The 14,867-nt window shown below is 59.3% G+C and carries 15 protein-coding genes; 6 read left to right on the top strand and 9 right to left on the bottom strand.

The features are described from left to right. Positions 1–23: 23 nt before the first annotated feature. From dcd to apbC, 3 genes are all read right to left on the bottom strand, one after another. On the bottom strand, positions 24–605 hold the full coding sequence (gene dcd / locus CPA59_RS06630) for a dCTP deaminase (protein ID WP_038660695.1): 582 nt from the start codon (positions 603–605) through the stop codon (positions 24–26). Positions 606–707: 102 nt separating this feature from the next. Then, positions 708–1,349 (bottom strand): uridine kinase, encoded by a 642-nt coding sequence (gene udk / locus CPA59_RS06625; RefSeq protein ID WP_038920850.1) that lies wholly within the window; start codon positions 1,347–1,349, stop codon positions 708–710. Positions 1,350–1,636: 287 nt separating this feature from the next. Then, on the bottom strand, positions 1,637–2,746 hold the full coding sequence (gene apbC, locus CPA59_RS06620; RefSeq protein ID WP_107758916.1) for an iron-sulfur cluster carrier protein ApbC: 1,110 nt from the start codon (positions 2,744–2,746) through the stop codon (positions 1,637–1,639). Between the two features lie 277 nt (positions 2,747–3,023). Between apbC and metG the strand changes: the two genes are divergently transcribed. The 4 genes from metG (at position 3,024) to CPA59_RS06600 (ending at position 8,407) form a co-directional block, all read left to right on the top strand. Further along, on the top strand, positions 3,024–5,057 hold the full coding sequence (gene metG, locus CPA59_RS06615; protein WP_038918350.1) for a methionine--tRNA ligase: 2,034 nt from the start codon (positions 3,024–3,026) through the stop codon (positions 5,055–5,057). Between the two features lie 327 nt (positions 5,058–5,384). Next, on the top strand, positions 5,385–5,816 hold the full coding sequence (locus CPA59_RS06610) for a VirK family protein (RefSeq protein WP_038918349.1): 432 nt from the start codon (positions 5,385–5,387) through the stop codon (positions 5,814–5,816). A 239-nt stretch (positions 5,817–6,055) separates the two neighbouring features. Then, on the top strand, positions 6,056–7,132 hold the full coding sequence (locus tag CPA59_RS06605) for a sugar ABC transporter substrate-binding protein (RefSeq protein WP_107758915.1): 1,077 nt from the start codon (positions 6,056–6,058) through the stop codon (positions 7,130–7,132). A 24-nt stretch (positions 7,133–7,156) separates the two neighbouring features. Next, the gene (locus CPA59_RS06600; RefSeq protein ID WP_107758914.1) at positions 7,157–8,407 is read left to right on the top strand and encodes an LVIVD repeat-containing protein; all 1,251 of its coding nucleotides are present in this window, start codon (positions 7,157–7,159) and stop codon (positions 8,405–8,407) included. A 104-nt stretch (positions 8,408–8,511) separates the two neighbouring features. Here CPA59_RS06600 and CPA59_RS22830 read toward each other — a convergent pair whose 3' ends face one another. Both CPA59_RS22830 and pgl read right to left on the bottom strand, forming a co-directional pair. After that, on the bottom strand, positions 8,512–8,688 hold the full coding sequence (locus CPA59_RS22830; RefSeq protein WP_157987322.1) for a hypothetical protein: 177 nt from the start codon (positions 8,686–8,688) through the stop codon (positions 8,512–8,514). A 195-nt stretch (positions 8,689–8,883) separates the two neighbouring features. Then, positions 8,884–9,879: a 6-phosphogluconolactonase gene (pgl, locus tag CPA59_RS06595; protein ID WP_107758913.1), complete on the bottom strand. Its 996-nt coding sequence runs from the start codon at positions 9,877–9,879 to the stop codon at positions 8,884–8,886. A 233-nt stretch (positions 9,880–10,112) separates the two neighbouring features. Here pgl and CPA59_RS06590 point away from each other — a divergent pair, with 233 nt between their 5' ends. Continuing rightward, the gene (locus tag CPA59_RS06590; RefSeq protein ID WP_107758912.1) at positions 10,113–10,934 is read left to right on the top strand and encodes a pyridoxal phosphatase; all 822 of its coding nucleotides are present in this window, start codon (positions 10,113–10,115) and stop codon (positions 10,932–10,934) included. Positions 10,935–10,991: 57 nt separating this feature from the next. On the opposite strand, the gene modC is transcribed toward CPA59_RS06590, so the two are convergent. From modC to CPA59_RS06570, 4 genes are all read right to left on the bottom strand, one after another. After that, positions 10,992–12,050 carry a molybdenum ABC transporter ATP-binding protein ModC gene (gene modC / locus CPA59_RS06585; protein WP_107758911.1) on the bottom strand — a complete coding sequence of 353 codons (1,059 nt, stop codon included), beginning with the start codon at positions 12,048–12,050 and terminating at the stop codon, positions 10,992–10,994. Continuing rightward, positions 12,050–12,739 (bottom strand): molybdate ABC transporter permease subunit, encoded by a 690-nt coding sequence (gene modB / locus CPA59_RS06580; RefSeq protein ID WP_038660719.1) that lies wholly within the window; start codon positions 12,737–12,739, stop codon positions 12,050–12,052. Before modB ends, modC begins: the two co-directional genes overlap by 1 nt. Next, positions 12,726–13,511 carry a molybdate ABC transporter substrate-binding protein gene (modA, locus tag CPA59_RS06575; RefSeq protein ID WP_038660723.1) on the bottom strand — a complete coding sequence of 262 codons (786 nt, stop codon included), beginning with the start codon at positions 13,509–13,511 and terminating at the stop codon, positions 12,726–12,728. The genes modB and modA overlap by 14 nt, the downstream gene beginning before the upstream one ends. Positions 13,512–13,663: 152 nt before the next feature. Continuing rightward, entirely contained in the window at positions 13,664–13,813 is a 150-nt protein-coding gene (locus tag CPA59_RS06570; RefSeq protein ID WP_038668761.1) for an AcrZ family multidrug efflux pump-associated protein, read from the bottom strand. A 197-nt stretch (positions 13,814–14,010) separates the two neighbouring features. On the opposite strand from CPA59_RS06570, the gene modE reads away from it, so the two are divergent. Further along, on the top strand, positions 14,011–14,802 hold the full coding sequence (modE, locus tag CPA59_RS06565) for a molybdenum-dependent transcriptional regulator (RefSeq protein ID WP_100849169.1): 792 nt from the start codon (positions 14,011–14,013) through the stop codon (positions 14,800–14,802). Positions 14,803–14,867 lie beyond the last annotated feature (65 nt).

Here is a 14,867-nt window from a genome sequence, read left to right as displayed (position 1 = left end):
GTTCGCTGTCGTACCTGGCCCAGCTAGTCTTTGTCAATCCGGCTTGCCACCGCGCCCTGCTGGTCCTTGTATTTCGCGTCTTCACGTCGGTTATACGGACGCGCGGCGGGACCGGAGAGCGGTTCAAAACTCAGCGCGCCGATAATCATGCCGGGACGCAGCGCCAGCGGCAGTTTGCCCGAGTTGTAAAACTCCAGCACGATGCGACCCTGCCATCCCGGATCGATGCGGTGGGCGGTGACATGCACCATCAGCCCCAGACGCGCCAGCGAAGAACGGCCGTCCAGCCAGCCCACCAGATTATCCGGCAGCGTGACCGACTCCAGCGTCACCGCCAGCGCCAGTTCTCCCGGATGCAGGAAAAACGCGTCGCCTTCCGCCAGATTGATTTCATCGCTCATCACGCGATCCAGCGCGGCGCTGACTTCGTCTTTCGGCCCGCTCAGATCAATGAATGCGGCGGTGTGACCGCTAAACACCCGGAACTGATTACCCAGCCGCACGTCCACCGTGGCGCCGTTAATCCGCTCGATCGGGGGACGCGGCGTAATCGACAGCCGGCCGTCGTCCAGCCAGGTTTCAATGTCACGGTCGCACAGTCTCATCATCTTCTCCAGTCAGACTCTCGCAGGTGATCAAACTGCCACAGCAGCGCCGGAAATGCCATGCCGGCTCCACCTGCTTTAAGGGTTTTCTTAACGCACAGCCTACTCAAAGAACTGGCTGATTTTCGCCTTCAGAATATCAATGGCGATGCGGTTCTTGCCGCCGCGCGGCACGATGATGTCCGCATATTGCTTGGACGGTTCGATGAACTGCAGAAACATCGGGCGCACCGTTTTCTGGTATTGCTCCATCACGGAATCCATCGAACGGCCGCGTTCATTAACATCGCGGCGCATACGGCGCATCAGGCAGATATCCAGCGGGGTATCGACAAAAATGGAAAAATTCAGTTCTTCACGCAGCCGGGCATCGGTCAACAGCAGAATACCTTCAAGAATAATCACCTTTTTCGGCGCCATATGCAGCGTTTCCTGCAAACGCGTATGCTGCACATAGCTGTACTGCGGCAACGCGATCGGCTGACCAGCCTTAAGCATTTGCAGATGTTGCAGCAGCAGGTTGTGATCCATCGAACTGGGGTGGTCGTAGTTGGTTTTGACCCGTTCTTCCATGGTCAGGTGGGATTGATCCTTGTAGTAACTGTCTTCCGGGATGACGCCAATGTGTTCATCACCCACCTGATCGCGCAATTCGCGGTACAGGGTGCTGGCAATAAGACTTTTTCCGGATGCGGACGCGCCGGCAATCCCGATGATGACACACTGGCGAGACTTATCAGTCATGGCAATAAAGACCTGATTAACAAAAAATAAGGAGGGGGACATACCAGACTGTTCGGACGCGGCTTACGCCGGGTTGTGCGCCGAAGGATAGCCATCAGCAGCATGCATGATTCATTGCGGGACACAGCCTGAGGTGTCTGGACGCGGCAATTATAGGGAGTTAGCACGATTCGCGCCAGTATTACGCGGGCTTATGCTATCGGTGCGCACGGCATCCGACCGCCACATGCCGCCGGATGCCAAAGACAGCGGATACCGCGCCGAATCACGGTATCCGCCGGACGAGATCACACCGCGCGGAACGCGATCTCCGTCGGGATCACCTCGCCCTGCCAGTACAGCTGGGCCGCCACCTGCCCCGCCAGTTCGCGGTACAACTGGGTGAACTCGCTGTCCGGCTGGCTGACCACGGTCGGTTCGCCGCGATCCAGATCCTCGCGTAGCGAAATGTGCAGCGGCAACTGGCCCAGTAAGGCGCAGTGGTATTTTTCCGCCAGCTTCTGCGCGCCGCCGGTACCGAAAATCGGCTCCAGATGACCGCAGTTGCTGCAGATGTGCACGCTCATGTTCTCCACGATGCCCAGCACCGGCACCTTGACCTTCTCGAACATCACGATGCCCTTCATCGCATCCACCAGCGCGATATCCTGCGGGGTGGTCACCACCACCGCGCCGGTGACCGGCACGTTCTGCGCCAGCGTGAGCTGGATGTCGCCGGTACCCGGCGGCATGTCCAGCACCAGATAATCCAGATCCGGCCACAGCGTATCCTGCAACAGTTGCAGCAACGCCTTGCTGGCCATCGGCCCGCGCCACACCATAGCGTTATCGTCGGTAACCAGATAGCCGATGGAGTTGGTGGCAAGGCCGTGCGCCATGATCGGCGCCATGTGCTGCCCGTCCGGCGAGGTCGGCCGCTCGCTGGCCGCGCCCAGCATGGTCGGGATGGACGGCCCGTAGATATCCGCGTCCAGAATGCCGACATTGGCCCCTTCGGCCGCCAGCGCCAGCGCCATGTTCACCGCGGTGCTGGACTTGCCGACGCCACCCTTGCCGGAACTGACGGCGATAATGTTCTTCACGCCCTTGACGCCCGCCTGATTGTTGACGCGGCGCAGCGTGGCGATGTTATGGGTCAAGCGCCATTCCACTTCACGCGCGCCGCAAAGGCGCAGCAATTCTTCGCTGACGCTGTCTTTCAGAGCCGTCAGGCCGCTCAGCCAGACAAACGGCATGGTCAGTTCGATATGCAACACATCGTCCAGCAGCGCGCAATGGTGCAGCGCATTAAGCGTGGTCAGGTTATTTTTCAGCGTCGGGTGCGTAAAGGAGGACAGCACGCCGTTTACCATGGCGCGCAACATCTCGGGGTTTTGCGCAGGGAGTTTATCGTTCATCCCGGCTCCTTGAGTTGAATTAAAGTCGTTATAAAAACCGCCCTAGCATAGCAGAACGCCCGCGCGTGGGTGTATCGCCAATGTCCCGACGCTGAAAAAACGGCGGAACCGCCCCTCGCCCGGCGCCACTCAAACCTTGCCTTCCTGCTATATAACGCCGGAAGAGCGGGTTTTGTTGGAGCCCGCCGCGCCCCAAGGTTTACGCATCAAGGCGCGATGGGGTAACATCAGGACTCCTTCTTAATTCATTCACCAACCAACAAGCAAGTTCCCCACTATGACTCAAGTCGCAAACAAAATTTTGGTAACGTGCGCGCTGCCTTATGCTAACGGTCCGATCCACCTTGGCCACATGCTCGAACACATTCAGGCGGATATCTGGGTCCGTTACCAGCGAATGCGCGGCAGTCAGGTCCACTTTATTTGTGCGGACGACGCCCACGGCACGCCGATCATGCTCAAAGCGCAGCAGATGGGTGTGGCGCCGGAGCAGATGATTGCGACGGTGAGTCAGGAACACCAGCAGGATTTCGCCGGGTTCAACATCAGCTACGACAACTACCACTCCACGCACAGCGAGGAGAACCGCGAGTTGTCCGGGTTGATTTACCGCCGGCTGAAGGAAAACGGTTTTATCAAGAACCGCACTATTTCCCAGCTGTTCGACCCGGAAAAAAGCATGTTCCTGCCGGATCGCTTTGTGAAAGGCACCTGCCCGAAATGCAAGGCGCCGGACCAGTACGGCGACAACTGCGAAGTGTGCGGCGCCACCTACAGCCCGACCGAACTGATCGAGCCGAAATCCGCGGTATCCGGCGCCACGCCGGTGATGCGCGAATCCGAGCACTTCTTCTTCGACCTGCCGGCGTTCAGCGACATGCTGCAAAGCTGGACCCGCTCCGGCGCGTTGCAGGAGCAGGTCGCCAACAAGATGCAGGAGTGGTTCGACGCCGGGCTGCAACAGTGGGATATCACCCGCGACGCGCCCTATTTTGGCTTCGAAGTGCCGGACGCGCCGGGCAAATATTTCTACGTCTGGCTGGACGCGCCGATCGGCTACATGGGGTCGTTCAAAAACCTGTGCGACAAGCGCGGCGACCTCAGCTTCGACGAATTCTGGCGTAAAGATTCCAGCACCGAGCTGTACCACTTCATCGGCAAGGACATCGTTTACTTCCACAGCCTGTTCTGGCCGGCGATGCTGGAAGGCAGCGGTTTCCGCAAGCCGACCAACCTGTTCGTGCACGGCTATGTAACCGTTAACGGCGCCAAAATGTCGAAGTCGCGCGGCACCTTTATCAAGGCCGACACCTACCTGAAGCATCTGGATGCCGACTGCCTGCGTTACTACTACGCCGCCAAGCTCTCTTCCCGTATTGATGACATCGACCTCAATCTGGAAGATTTCGTGCAGCGCGTGAACGCCGACATCGTCAACAAGGTGGTCAATCTGGCCTCGCGCAACGCCGGTTTCATCAACAAGCGTTTTGACGGCAAACTGGCCGACCAACTGGCGGATCCGGCGCTGTATCAGACCTTTATCGACGCGGCGCAGACCATCGCCGATGCCTACAGCAGCCGTGAATCCGGCAAGGCTGTCCGTGAAATCATGGCGCTGGCGGACCTCGCCAACCGCTATGTCGACGAGCAGGCGCCGTGGGTAGTCGCCAAACAGGAAGGCCGCGACGCCGACCTGCAGGCGATTTGCTCGATGGGCATCAACCTGTTCCGCGTGCTGATGACCTACCTGAAGCCGGTACTGCCGTCGCTGGCGGAGCGCGCCGAAGCGTTTCTGCAGAGCGAACTGCGCTGGGACACGCTGGCGCAGCCGCTGACAAACCATCAGGTTGGCGCATTCAAGGCGCTGTTCAACCGCATCGACATCGCGCAGGTACAGGGCATGGTCGAGGCCTCCAAAGAAGAAGCCGCCGCGGCAGCCGCCAAACCGGCATCCGGCCCGCTGGCCGACAACCCGATTCAGGACACCATCGACTTCGCCGATTTCGACAAAGTGGACATGCGCGTCGCCTTGATCCAGAAAGCCGAACTGGTGGACGGCTCGGACAAGCTGTTGCGTCTGACGCTGGATCTGGGCGGCCAGACCCGTCAGGTGTTCTCCGGCATCCGCGCCGCTTACCCGGACCCGTCTGCGCTGGAAGGCCGCCTGACGGTGATGGTCGCCAACCTGGCGCCGCGTAAAATGCGCTTTGGCGTGTCCGAAGGCATGGTGATGGCCGCCGGCCCCGGCGGGAAAGACATTTTCCTGCTGAGTCCCGACAGCGGCGCCCAGCCGGGGATGCAAATCAAGTAAGCCTGCTCGCATCAGGCCGGTTTACCCCGGCCTGATGTGCTTTTCGTTAACGCACTATTTTTTCAACGCACCATTTCGTCAGCGCACGATCTCGCCACGACCCCGCTTCATCGCCACGCCGTCTTTTCCCTGCTTCACGCTGCTCACACCTCTGACCATGCCGTTATTCGGATAAACAGCATAGCGCTTTCGCCACAGCCGTGATAAACAGTGCCTGGTCGTGATTATCACGCCATGCACTCAGCTGCGTGCGCGTTGGCCTGCACCTTCGCGCCGTGCGTGATGGTCACGACGCCAGACCTATCATCGATCATGGAGGAATATCGAATGTCCCGAATTACCCCTTTACTGCTGAGCGCAGCCCTGCTTGCCGCCGCAGCGCCGGCTATGGCGTCCAAATCGCTGAAAAGCGCTGATGAGGTGATCACTGCGCTGAATAAAGGGCGCAGCGTCAATGTCACCATCGACCTGTCCGCCTGTACGCCGCAGGATGGCACGCCAGCCAGCAAGACCCGCGGCGGCCTGCACATCAATGCGTATCGCCTGATTGACAGCGGCACGTTGTCGTTCAGCGACGAGCACTTCACCGTCGCCAACGACGGCACGCCGATTCAGCAGTTCATGCGTTATCAGGTCCAGCCGGACAACACGGTGCGTTTCACCACCTACATGTACAACCTGCCCAGCCTGCAACAGCGCGGCAATACCCTGAGCTACCTGTGCAAACTGGGTCAGGATATCGGTTTCTTCGTACAGTAAGCCTTGCCAGACGCGCCCGGTCGGCTGGTCGGGCGCGTTTCTTTTCCGCGCGTTTCCCGCCAGTTTGCCGCCGTATCTCATTGAACGAAAAGTTATAAGCTAAACCTAAAAGACATAACTCGCCCCCTTTGCACGCTACGGCGTTACCCGCTATGATTCCTCATCACTCAAATAGACATCCAGACATAAAGATATCCATAAAGCTGGCAAACCTGATTTCACAACACCGAGGATTGATCATGAAGAAATTCCCTGTCGCACTGCTGGCCCTGAGCCTGACGGCCTCGTTCTCCACGCTGGCCGCGGAGACGCCGGCTACCGCCGCGCCGGTTCCGACCGCCATCGCCAACCATCAGGGACCGGTGCGCATCGCCGTGATCCGTAATCTCGGTTCGGACGACAACACCACCCAGTTCGTTTCCGGCGTGCTGGAAGAAGGCAAGAAGCTGGGATTCAAGGTCAGCACCTTCCTGAGCAACGGCGACGACGCCAAATTTCAGGACTTCGTCAATCAGGCCATCAGCCAGAAATATGACGGCATCATTCTGTCGCAGGGCCGCGCACCCTATTCCACCGAGCTGATTCAGCGCATTGTCGACAGCGGCATCAAGGTGGCGGTGTTTGACACCGCGGTGGATCGCACGATTCCGGGCGTCACCGTTACCCAGCAGGACGATGCCTCGTTGGCCAACGAATCGCTGGGTCAGTTGGTGAAGGATTTCAACGGCAAAGCCAACATCATCAAACTGTGGGTAGCCGGTTTCCCGCCGATGGAGCGCCGTCAGACGGCTTACCAGCAGATCCTGAAAGACAATCCGGGCATCAAAGAACTGGAATCCATCGGCGCGGTTTCCTCTGACGTGCAGGGCGATACCGCCAATAAAGTGGGCGCGATTCTGGCGAAATACCCGAAAGGCAAGATTGACGCCATCTGGGGCGCCTGGGATGCCTTCAGTCAGGGCGCGTACAAGGCGCTGAAAGAGAACGGCCGCACCGAAATCAAACTGTATAGCATCGATATTTCCAATCAGGACTTGCAACTGATGCGCGAAGCCAACAGCCCGTGGAAAGTGAGCGTGGCGGTGGATCCGAAACTGATCGGTAAGGTCAACCTGCGTCTGGTCGCCAACAAGATCGCCGGCGAGCCGACCCCGGCGACCTACGAATTCCGCGCCGCCAGTATTCCACAGGCGCTGTTGCTGAGCCAGCCGGGCCCGGTCAACGTGGCGGGACTGGCGAAAATCATCCCTGGCTGGGGCCAGACCACTGACTTTATTGCACCGTGGTTTGCTACACTGGAAGCCAAAAACAAATAAAGGTCTGTCATAACGGAGGCTTATATGGCATCAACGCCCCTGCCCATGCCGGAATACAGCCGCAACATGCGGCTGATTGGACACAGCGATCAGGGCGGGCGCCCTGATGGCGTACAGGTCATGGTTCACCGAGGTTACGCCTATATCGGACACATGGTGTCCCAGGGCGTTTCCATCGTTGACGTGCGAGACCCGAAAAATCCCAAACCGGCCGGTTTCATCGCCGCGCCGCCGGGCACCTGGAACATCCATCTGCAAACCCACGATGACCTATTGCTGGTGGTTAACGCCCGCGATCTGTTCGCCGATGCCCGTTTCGCACAAGAAAAAGTCTACTACACTCGCTCCGTGGCGGAGACGGTCAGCACCGGCAAACAGGATAAAAGCTGGAGCGCGGGGCTGAGGATCTTTGATATTTCCACCCCAGACCAGCCGCGGGAAATCAGCTTTCTGCCGCTGGATGGCATCGGTATCCACCGCATCTGGTACGTGGGCGGTCGCTGGGCGTACGTCTCCGCGCTGCTGGATGGCTACAGCGACTACATTTTTCTGACCATCGACCTGGCCGACCCGCGTAAACCGGAAGTCGCCGGCCGTTACTGGCTGCCGGGCATGCATACCGCCGGCGGCGAAACGCCGGACTGGCCGCAAGGCAAACGCTATGCGCTGCATCACGCCATCGTCAGCGGCGATACCGCCTACGGCAGTTGGCGCGACGGCGGCCTGACGCTGCTGGACGTGAGCGACCGCACTCAGCCGACACTCATCAGCCACCGCAACTGGAGTCCGCCGTTTGGCGGCGGCACCCATACCGCGCTGCCGCTGCCGGATCGCGACTTGTTGATCGTGCTGGACGAAGCGGTGCTGGATAATCAGGAAGACGGCGAAAAACTGATTTGGGTGTTCGATATCCGCGAGCCGTCCAATCCGGTGAGCATCGCCACCTTCCCGCAGCCCAACGAAACCGATTATGTGAAGAAAGGGGCGCACTTCGGCCCGCATAATTTGCATGAAAACCGGCCGGGCAGCTTTATCAGTTCGACATTGATCTTCGCCACCTACCAGAACGCCGGGGTGCGTGCTTACGACATCAGCAACCCATATCGGCCGAAAGAAACCGGCGCGTTGGTGCCTGCCGCGCCTGAACGCATGATGGACAAACGTCCCGGCCGGCCGCGGGTGATTCAGTCCTGCGACGTGTTTGTGGACGCGCAAGGGATTATCTACAGCACCGACTACAACGCCGGACTGTCGATTATCGAATACCGCGGCTAACCGCCGTCAGCGGGTAACGCCAACCAGACATCGGGCTTCACGTCGACGACGTGAAGCCCGATGTCATGATAGGGGTCGAAAAGCGCGATTCGCACCGCATGTGTTTAGTAATTATGAAACCAACGCGGATCGGGATTACCGGTATCCAGCCCGTATAAGCTGGAAATCGACAGTAACGTCGCAAACCAGCGATGGGCGTCGCGCTGTCCGACGTGGCTCGTTTCCCCTGCGGGGGAAAATGCTTTCCAGCCTCTGAAAAGCTTTGCAGCAGCAAGCAGCATATTTCTTCTCCTCTGATTGCCAGCGATATGGATAACCGTAACGCCAGTTAATCGAAGAATGGTTATAAAAGGAAATATTGCTTTTAGCAGTGTTTATACCAAAACCGCCTAACGTTCAGGATAAAACCGCCCTGCTTTTCGCCCTTACCACCGGTACGTTCCCGCGTAACGTTCGCCGTCACGCGGGAAAACGGATTACGCCAGCGCCAGTACCGACACCCACATCGGTCCCTGACCGACCGGATAGCGGGCTAACGGCGTCAGGCTGCCGTTAGCCCGCTGGATACGATAGATCTCAATGTGATGGGATTTTTGACCGGCAGCGATCAGGAACTGACCGCTGTGGTCGATATTAAAGCCGCGCGGCTGGGTTTCCGTCGGCTGGTGACCAACCAGCGTCAGCGTGCCGCCCTGCGCCGACACCTGGAAAATACTCAACAGGCTGGCGGTGCGATCGGTGGTGTACAGGTGGCGGCCGTCCGGCGTGATGTGGATATCCGCCGCCCAGCAGGTGTCGGTGAAATCGGCCGGCATGGCGTTCAGCGTCTGAATGCGGCGGCCTTCGCCCTGCGCATCCAGTTCGAACACATCCACCGAGCTGCTCAGCTCGTTGATGCAATAGGTAAAACGGTTATTCGGATGGTATGCCATATGACGCGGCCCGGCGCCGGCAGCCGCACGCTGTTCGGCAGGCTGATGCTCGGTCAGGCGACCCTCGCCGCCGACATCGTACAGTCGGATACGGTCTTCTTTCAGGCATGGCGCCCACAGTACGCGGTTAGCCGGGTCGATATTGGTGGAGTGGCAGCCCTCCAGCCCGTCCAGTTGCTGGATCGGCGCCTGCGCCACGCCGTCTTCGCCAATCGGGCTGACGCTGACGCAGGCGTTGCTGTAAGACGCGCTGAACAGGAAACGCCCGGCGTGATCGGTAGACAGATGCGTCGGGCTGCCCGGCAGCGGCGCTACGCCGGCTTCGCTCAATTTTCCCTGTTCATCAATGCGGTAGCTGATCACACGAAACTCAGGGCGCACACCGACGTACAGGTGGCGCCGATCCGGCGCGATTACCATCGGCTGCACCTGTCCGGGCACCTCAACCACCTGTAACAAGCTCAATTCTCCGCTGGAAGCGAGTTGCCAGACATGGATCTGCTGACTTTCCGGACTGGCGATATAAACCACTTGCTGCATTCGATTCTCCTTGTTGGCCTTAATGAGGCGGCAGGCGCGCGCCTCGTTACGCTCAGGCTATGCTCTCGTTTATCGGTGATGGCTCTTATCGGTGATGACTTTACTATCGGTAATGACTTTCTATCGGTAATGACTTTCGCATAAGAACCAGCACGGAAAAAGGGCCTGTTGATCAGGACGGCCGACAGTGTACCATCGGGAAGAAGTGAACCCGATAATCCGATGAGAATACCATGACCTATCGCATCATTGCCCTCGATCTGGACGGCACGCTGTTAACGCAAAAGAAAACCATTCTGCCGGAATCGTTGCAGGCGCTGGCGCAAGCCAGACAAGCAGGCATCAAGGTCATCATCGTGACCGGCCGCCACCATTCGGCGATCCATCCGTTTTATCAGGCGCTGGCGCTGGATACCCCGGCGATCTGCTGCAACGGCACCTACCTGTACGACTACCAGACCGGGCAAACCGCCGAAGCCAATCCGCTCACGCCGGCGCAAGCCAAAAGCGTCCTGCAACGGTTGCAGCAGTTTGATATTCACGGTCTGATGTACGCGGACGACGCCATGTTCTACCAGTACATTACCGGCCACATTACCCGTACTCAGGCCTGGGCGGAAAATCTGCCCGAGTCGCAGCGCCCGACGTTTCGCCAGGTGGACAACCTGCTGGCCGCCACCGACCACACCCGTTCGATCTGGAAATTCGCCACCCACCACACCGATACCGCCGCCCTGAACGACTTCGCCCATCTGGTTGAGCAGGAACTGGGTCTGGCCTGCGAATGGTCGTGGATGGATCAGGTGGATATCGCCCAGAGCGGCAACAGCAAAGGCCGTTTGCTGCAGCGCTGGGTGGAATCGCAAGGGTTCAGCATGAACGAGGTGGTGGCGTTCGGCGACAATTTCAACGACATCAGCATGCTGTCGACCGCCGGGCTGGGCGTAGCAATGGGCAACAGCGCCGACGAAGTAAAAGCGCACGCCAGACTGGTGATTGGTCATAACGAGCAACCCGGCATCGCCGAGGTGATTCGCAGCCGGGTGCTGGCCTGAACCGCCACGGTCCCCGCCGCAACGGGGGCCGTAGCAGGGTCTAGGTCTGGGTAGACGTTAAGTCGTAATCGACACGCTCTTGATCTGAGCGTACAGGTCCTGCCCGGAGGTCAACGCCAGTTCGTCCCGCGCCCAGGGAGTAATGCGCGCCCACAGGATCTGCCCGCCGATATCCAGTTTGACTTCAACCTGCTCGCCCACATCAAGGCATTCAATCACCCTGGCGGACAGCACGTTGCGGATACTGCTCGCCGCCGGGCGCTGCGTCACCAGCGACACATCCGCCGCATTGATGCGGATACGCAGCGCCGAGGCGAGCGGCGCGTCGACGCGCCCAACCCACAGATGCTGTTCGCCCAGCGACAGCGCGGTCATGGCGTAATGCGGGTGGTGCTCCATCACCGTCACCTTCAGGATACTGCTCTGTTCCTCGCGCGGCAGCCAGGCCCGCAGCGCGTTACTGGCCCACACCTCTTCCAGCGAACCCTGTGCCTTAACCTGCCCTTTGTCCAGCACCAGCACCTTGTCCGCCAGCCGCAGCACTTCTTCCAGGCTGTGACTGACATACAGGATCGGCGTGTTGACCTCGCGCGCCAAACGCTCCAGATAAGGCAGCAGCTCGCGCTTGCGCGGCACATCCAGCGACGCCAGCGGTTCATCCATCAGCAGCAGCTCCGGCGCGGTCAGCAACGCGCGGCCAATCGCCACCCGCTGTTTTTCGCCGCCGGACAAGGTGAGCGGGTAACGTTTGAGCAAATGCCCGATGCCGAGCAACTGCACGATATCGTCGAACTGCGCCTGCATCTGCGCCGCCATGCCGTAACGCAGATTTCCCAACACCCGGTAGTGCGGAAATAGCCGCGCATCCTGAAAAACATAGCCGATACGGCGTTTTTCCGGCGGCAGGAACACGCCCTTATCCCGATCGGACAGCACCCGGTCGTTAAGCTGAATCCGTCCTTTATCCGGTCGGGTCAGGCCAACGATAGCGTTGATCAGCGATGTTTTACCGGCGCCGGATACCCCGAATACGGCGGTAATCCCGCTGGCGGGAAGCTGGGTGGCGACGTTGAGCGTCAGGTCGCCCAGTTGCTGAGTAAAATCCAGTTGCAGCATTATCCCCCCAACCGCTTGCGGCTCCAGCGCGTGAGCCATTCCGACAACAACAGCGACACCAGCGACAGCGCGATGGCGATGATACACAACCGGGCGGCCTGCATTTCCGCGCCCGGCGTTTCAATCAGCGTATACATGGCATTCGGAATGGTGCGGGTTTCCCCCGGAATGTTGGAAACAAAGGTGATGGTGGCACCGAACTCCCCCAGCGAACGGGCGAACGCCAGTACGGTGCCGACAATGATGCCGGGCAGGGTCAGCGGCAGCGTGATGGTGAAAAATACCCGCCAGCGGCCGGCGCCAAGCGTGCGCGCGGCCAGCTCCAACCGGGTATCCACCGCTTCCAGCGCCAGCCGGATGGCGCGCACCATCAGCGGGAACGCCACCACCGCCGAGGCCAGCGCCGCGCCATGCCAGCTGAAACTGAAGCTGAAACCGAACCAGCTATAGAGCCAGCTGCCTACCACGCCTTTGCGCCCCATGATGATCAGCAACAGATAGCCGATCACCACCGGCGGCAGCACCAGCGGCAGGTGGATCACGCTGTCCAGCAGCGACTTGCCGACAAAGCGGCAACGCGCCAGCACCCAGGCGGCCAGAATGCCCAGCGGCAGACTACAACTGACCGCCACCAGCGATACCTTGAGGCTCAGCGAGACCGCCTGCCATTCGTAATCACTGAGCAGCATTAACCGGCGTGAATCCGTATTGTTTAAACACCACCGCCGCCTGAGGCGTTTTCAGGTAGTCAAAGAAGGCTTTGACCGCCGGGGTATTGTGCCCTTTGACGATAGCCATCGGGTATTCCACCGGTTTGTGGGTATTGGCCGGGAAAATGCCGACCACTTTCACTTTGGTGCTGGCGACCGCATCCGAACCGTAAACAATCCCCAACGGGGCTTCTTCGCGTTCTACCAGCACCATAGCGGCACGCACATCATTGGCGCGGGCCATCAGCGGCGACAGCGCGTCCCAGGCATTCAGTTTCTGCAACGCTTCTTTGGCGTAGATGCCGGCCGGCACGTGATCCGGGTCGCCCACCGACAGACGTCCGCCTTTCAGCAGGCCTTTCCAGTCGGTTTTATCGTCGATCTTGAACCCTTTGGTGTCGGAAGACTTGGGCGCAATCACCACCAGTTCATTGCCCAGCAGGGTGTAACGGGTGTCGTTTTCGGTCAGTTGCTTGCCCTGAGCGTAATCCATCCACTGCTGATCCGCCGAGATGAACAGGTCGGCAGGCGCCCCTTGTTCAATCTGACGCGCCAGCGTCGACGACGAGGCGTAAGACGCCACGATGGAAACCTGTTTTTCCTTCTGATATTGCGCGGCGATATCCTGCAACGCATTGGTCAGCGAGGCGGCGGCAAACACGGTTACCTTGTCCTGCGCCAGCGCCGTATTCGCGCTCATACCCAGCGTTAACGCGGCAGCGGTCAGCCAGTAAGTCCATTGCTGTTTCATTTTGTCTCCCGAGGTTTTCGTTGTGTAGTTAGTAACATAACGATAAATACCGAATCTTGACCGCCTTGTCATTGTTCTTAAGCAAAAAAAGTCTTAAGCAAAAAAAATCCGGCAAATGCCGGATTCGTCAGAAAGGGAAATCTGGGAAGGGATTATTTGCGCGCCGCAGCCGACTCGCGATGACCGATGGCGGAAAACAGGTTGAAGACTTCGCCCAACCCATAAATGGCTCCCAGAATCAGCGCCATCATTACCGGCACCATGCACACCGCAAACAGCAGGCTTTTCAGCAATTCCAACATATCGACCTCGTCTTTCATCGTGGCTGGCCGTCGCGCCGCCAGTCTCTCATTGATTCAGGGTAGACTATGCTAACCCCCATTACTGCTGATGAGTTTACCTGAATCGCCGGAATTAGAGCGGCCATTTGTGCGGTTTGCCTGTTTCGCACAAAACGATGACAATACAAACGATTAGCGACCCAGATACGGATGTGACCATGCAAGCAGAAATTCTCCTTACCCTGAAACTCCAGCAGCGGCTATTCGCCGACCCGCGTCGCATCGCGCTGCTCAAGCAAGTGCAGCAGACCGGCTCCATCAGTCAGGGAGCCCGGCTGGCCGACATCAGCTACAAAAGCGCCTGGGACGCGATTAACGAGATGAACCAGTTGGCGGAGCAGACCATCGTCGAGCGCACTACCGGCGGCAAAGGCGGCGGCGGCGCGATGCTGACCCGCTACGGCGAACGCCTGTTGCAACTGTATGACCTGCTGGCGCAGATCCAGCAGAAAGCCTTCGATGTGCTGCAGGATGATAACCTGCCGCTGGACAGCCTGCTGGCGGCCATCGCCCGCTTTTCGCTGCAAACCAGCGCCCGCAATCAGTTTTTCGGCACCGTCCTGGAACGCGACCAGCAGCAGGTACAACAGCATCTGTCGATCCTGCTGGCGGACGGCCGTACCCGCATTCAGGCCGCACTAACCCAGCAGAGCGCCGATCGGCTGCAACTGACCAGCGGCAAAGAAGTGCTGGCGCTGATTAAAGCGCCCTGGGTTGCCGTCACCTCGCAAACCGCGCCCGCGCCCGCTCACGACAATGTCCTGCCCGGCCGCATCAGCCATCTGCAGCCCGGCCCGGCGCAAAGCGAAGTGCTGGTCACGCTGGAAGGCGGCGAAGTAGTGTGCGCTACCCTGCCCAATGATGACGTGACGCGCCAGAGCCTGCAGCCGGAGATGGCAGTTTACGCCAGCTTTAACGCCGACCGGGTGATTATCGCCACCCTGTGCTAACGCGCGCACGGCACAACGCACCTTGACAAGCCGGCCGCTTCCCTTTACCCGTAGACGTTCTGTCA

The organism is Dickeya sp. Secpp 1600, from assembly GCF_003049805.1.
Taxonomy (GTDB): Bacteria; Pseudomonadota; Gammaproteobacteria; order Enterobacterales; family Enterobacteriaceae; genus Dickeya; species Dickeya fangzhongdai.
The sequence above is the reverse complement of the archived record's forward strand: the minus strand, read 5'-3'. Positions and strand labels throughout refer to the sequence as shown.

Excerpts from the sequence above, each read along its gene's own strand:
- CPA59_RS06610 (WP_038918349.1), top strand. The coding sequence starts at position 5,385 with ATGTCCCGAATTACCCCTTTACTGCTGAGCGCAGCCCTGCTTGCCGCC.
- metG (WP_038918350.1), top strand. The coding sequence starts at position 3,024 with ATGACTCAAGTCGCAAACAAAATTTTGGTAACGTGCGCGCTGCCTTAT.
- CPA59_RS06605 (WP_107758915.1), top strand. The coding sequence starts at position 6,056 with ATGAAGAAATTCCCTGTCGCACTGCTGGCCCTGAGCCTGACGGCCTCG.
- CPA59_RS22830 (WP_157987322.1), bottom strand. The coding sequence starts at position 8,688 with ATGCTGCTTGCTGCTGCAAAGCTTTTCAGAGGCTGGAAAGCATTTTCC.
- modE (WP_100849169.1), top strand. The coding sequence starts at position 14,011 with ATGCAAGCAGAAATTCTCCTTACCCTGAAACTCCAGCAGCGGCTATTC.
- udk (WP_038920850.1), bottom strand. The coding sequence starts at position 1,349 with ATGACTGATAAGTCTCGCCAGTGTGTCATCATCGGGATTGCCGGCGCG.
- CPA59_RS06600 (WP_107758914.1), top strand. The coding sequence starts at position 7,157 with ATGGCATCAACGCCCCTGCCCATGCCGGAATACAGCCGCAACATGCGG.
- pgl (WP_107758913.1), bottom strand. The coding sequence starts at position 9,879 with ATGCAGCAAGTGGTTTATATCGCCAGTCCGGAAAGTCAGCAGATCCAT.
- CPA59_RS06570 (WP_038668761.1), bottom strand. The coding sequence starts at position 13,813 with ATGTTGGAATTGCTGAAAAGCCTGCTGTTTGCGGTGTGCATGGTGCCG.
- dcd (WP_038660695.1), bottom strand. The coding sequence starts at position 605 with ATGAGACTGTGCGACCGTGACATTGAAACCTGGCTGGACGACGGCCGG.
- CPA59_RS06590 (WP_107758912.1), top strand. The coding sequence starts at position 10,113 with ATGACCTATCGCATCATTGCCCTCGATCTGGACGGCACGCTGTTAACG.
- modB (WP_038660719.1), bottom strand. The coding sequence starts at position 12,739 with ATGCTGCTCAGTGATTACGAATGGCAGGCGGTCTCGCTGAGCCTCAAG.
- modA (WP_038660723.1), bottom strand. The coding sequence starts at position 13,511 with ATGAAACAGCAATGGACTTACTGGCTGACCGCTGCCGCGTTAACGCTG.
- apbC (WP_107758916.1), bottom strand. The coding sequence starts at position 2,746 with ATGAACGATAAACTCCCTGCGCAAAACCCCGAGATGTTGCGCGCCATG.
- modC (WP_107758911.1), bottom strand. The coding sequence starts at position 12,050 with ATGCTGCAACTGGATTTTACTCAGCAACTGGGCGACCTGACGCTCAAC.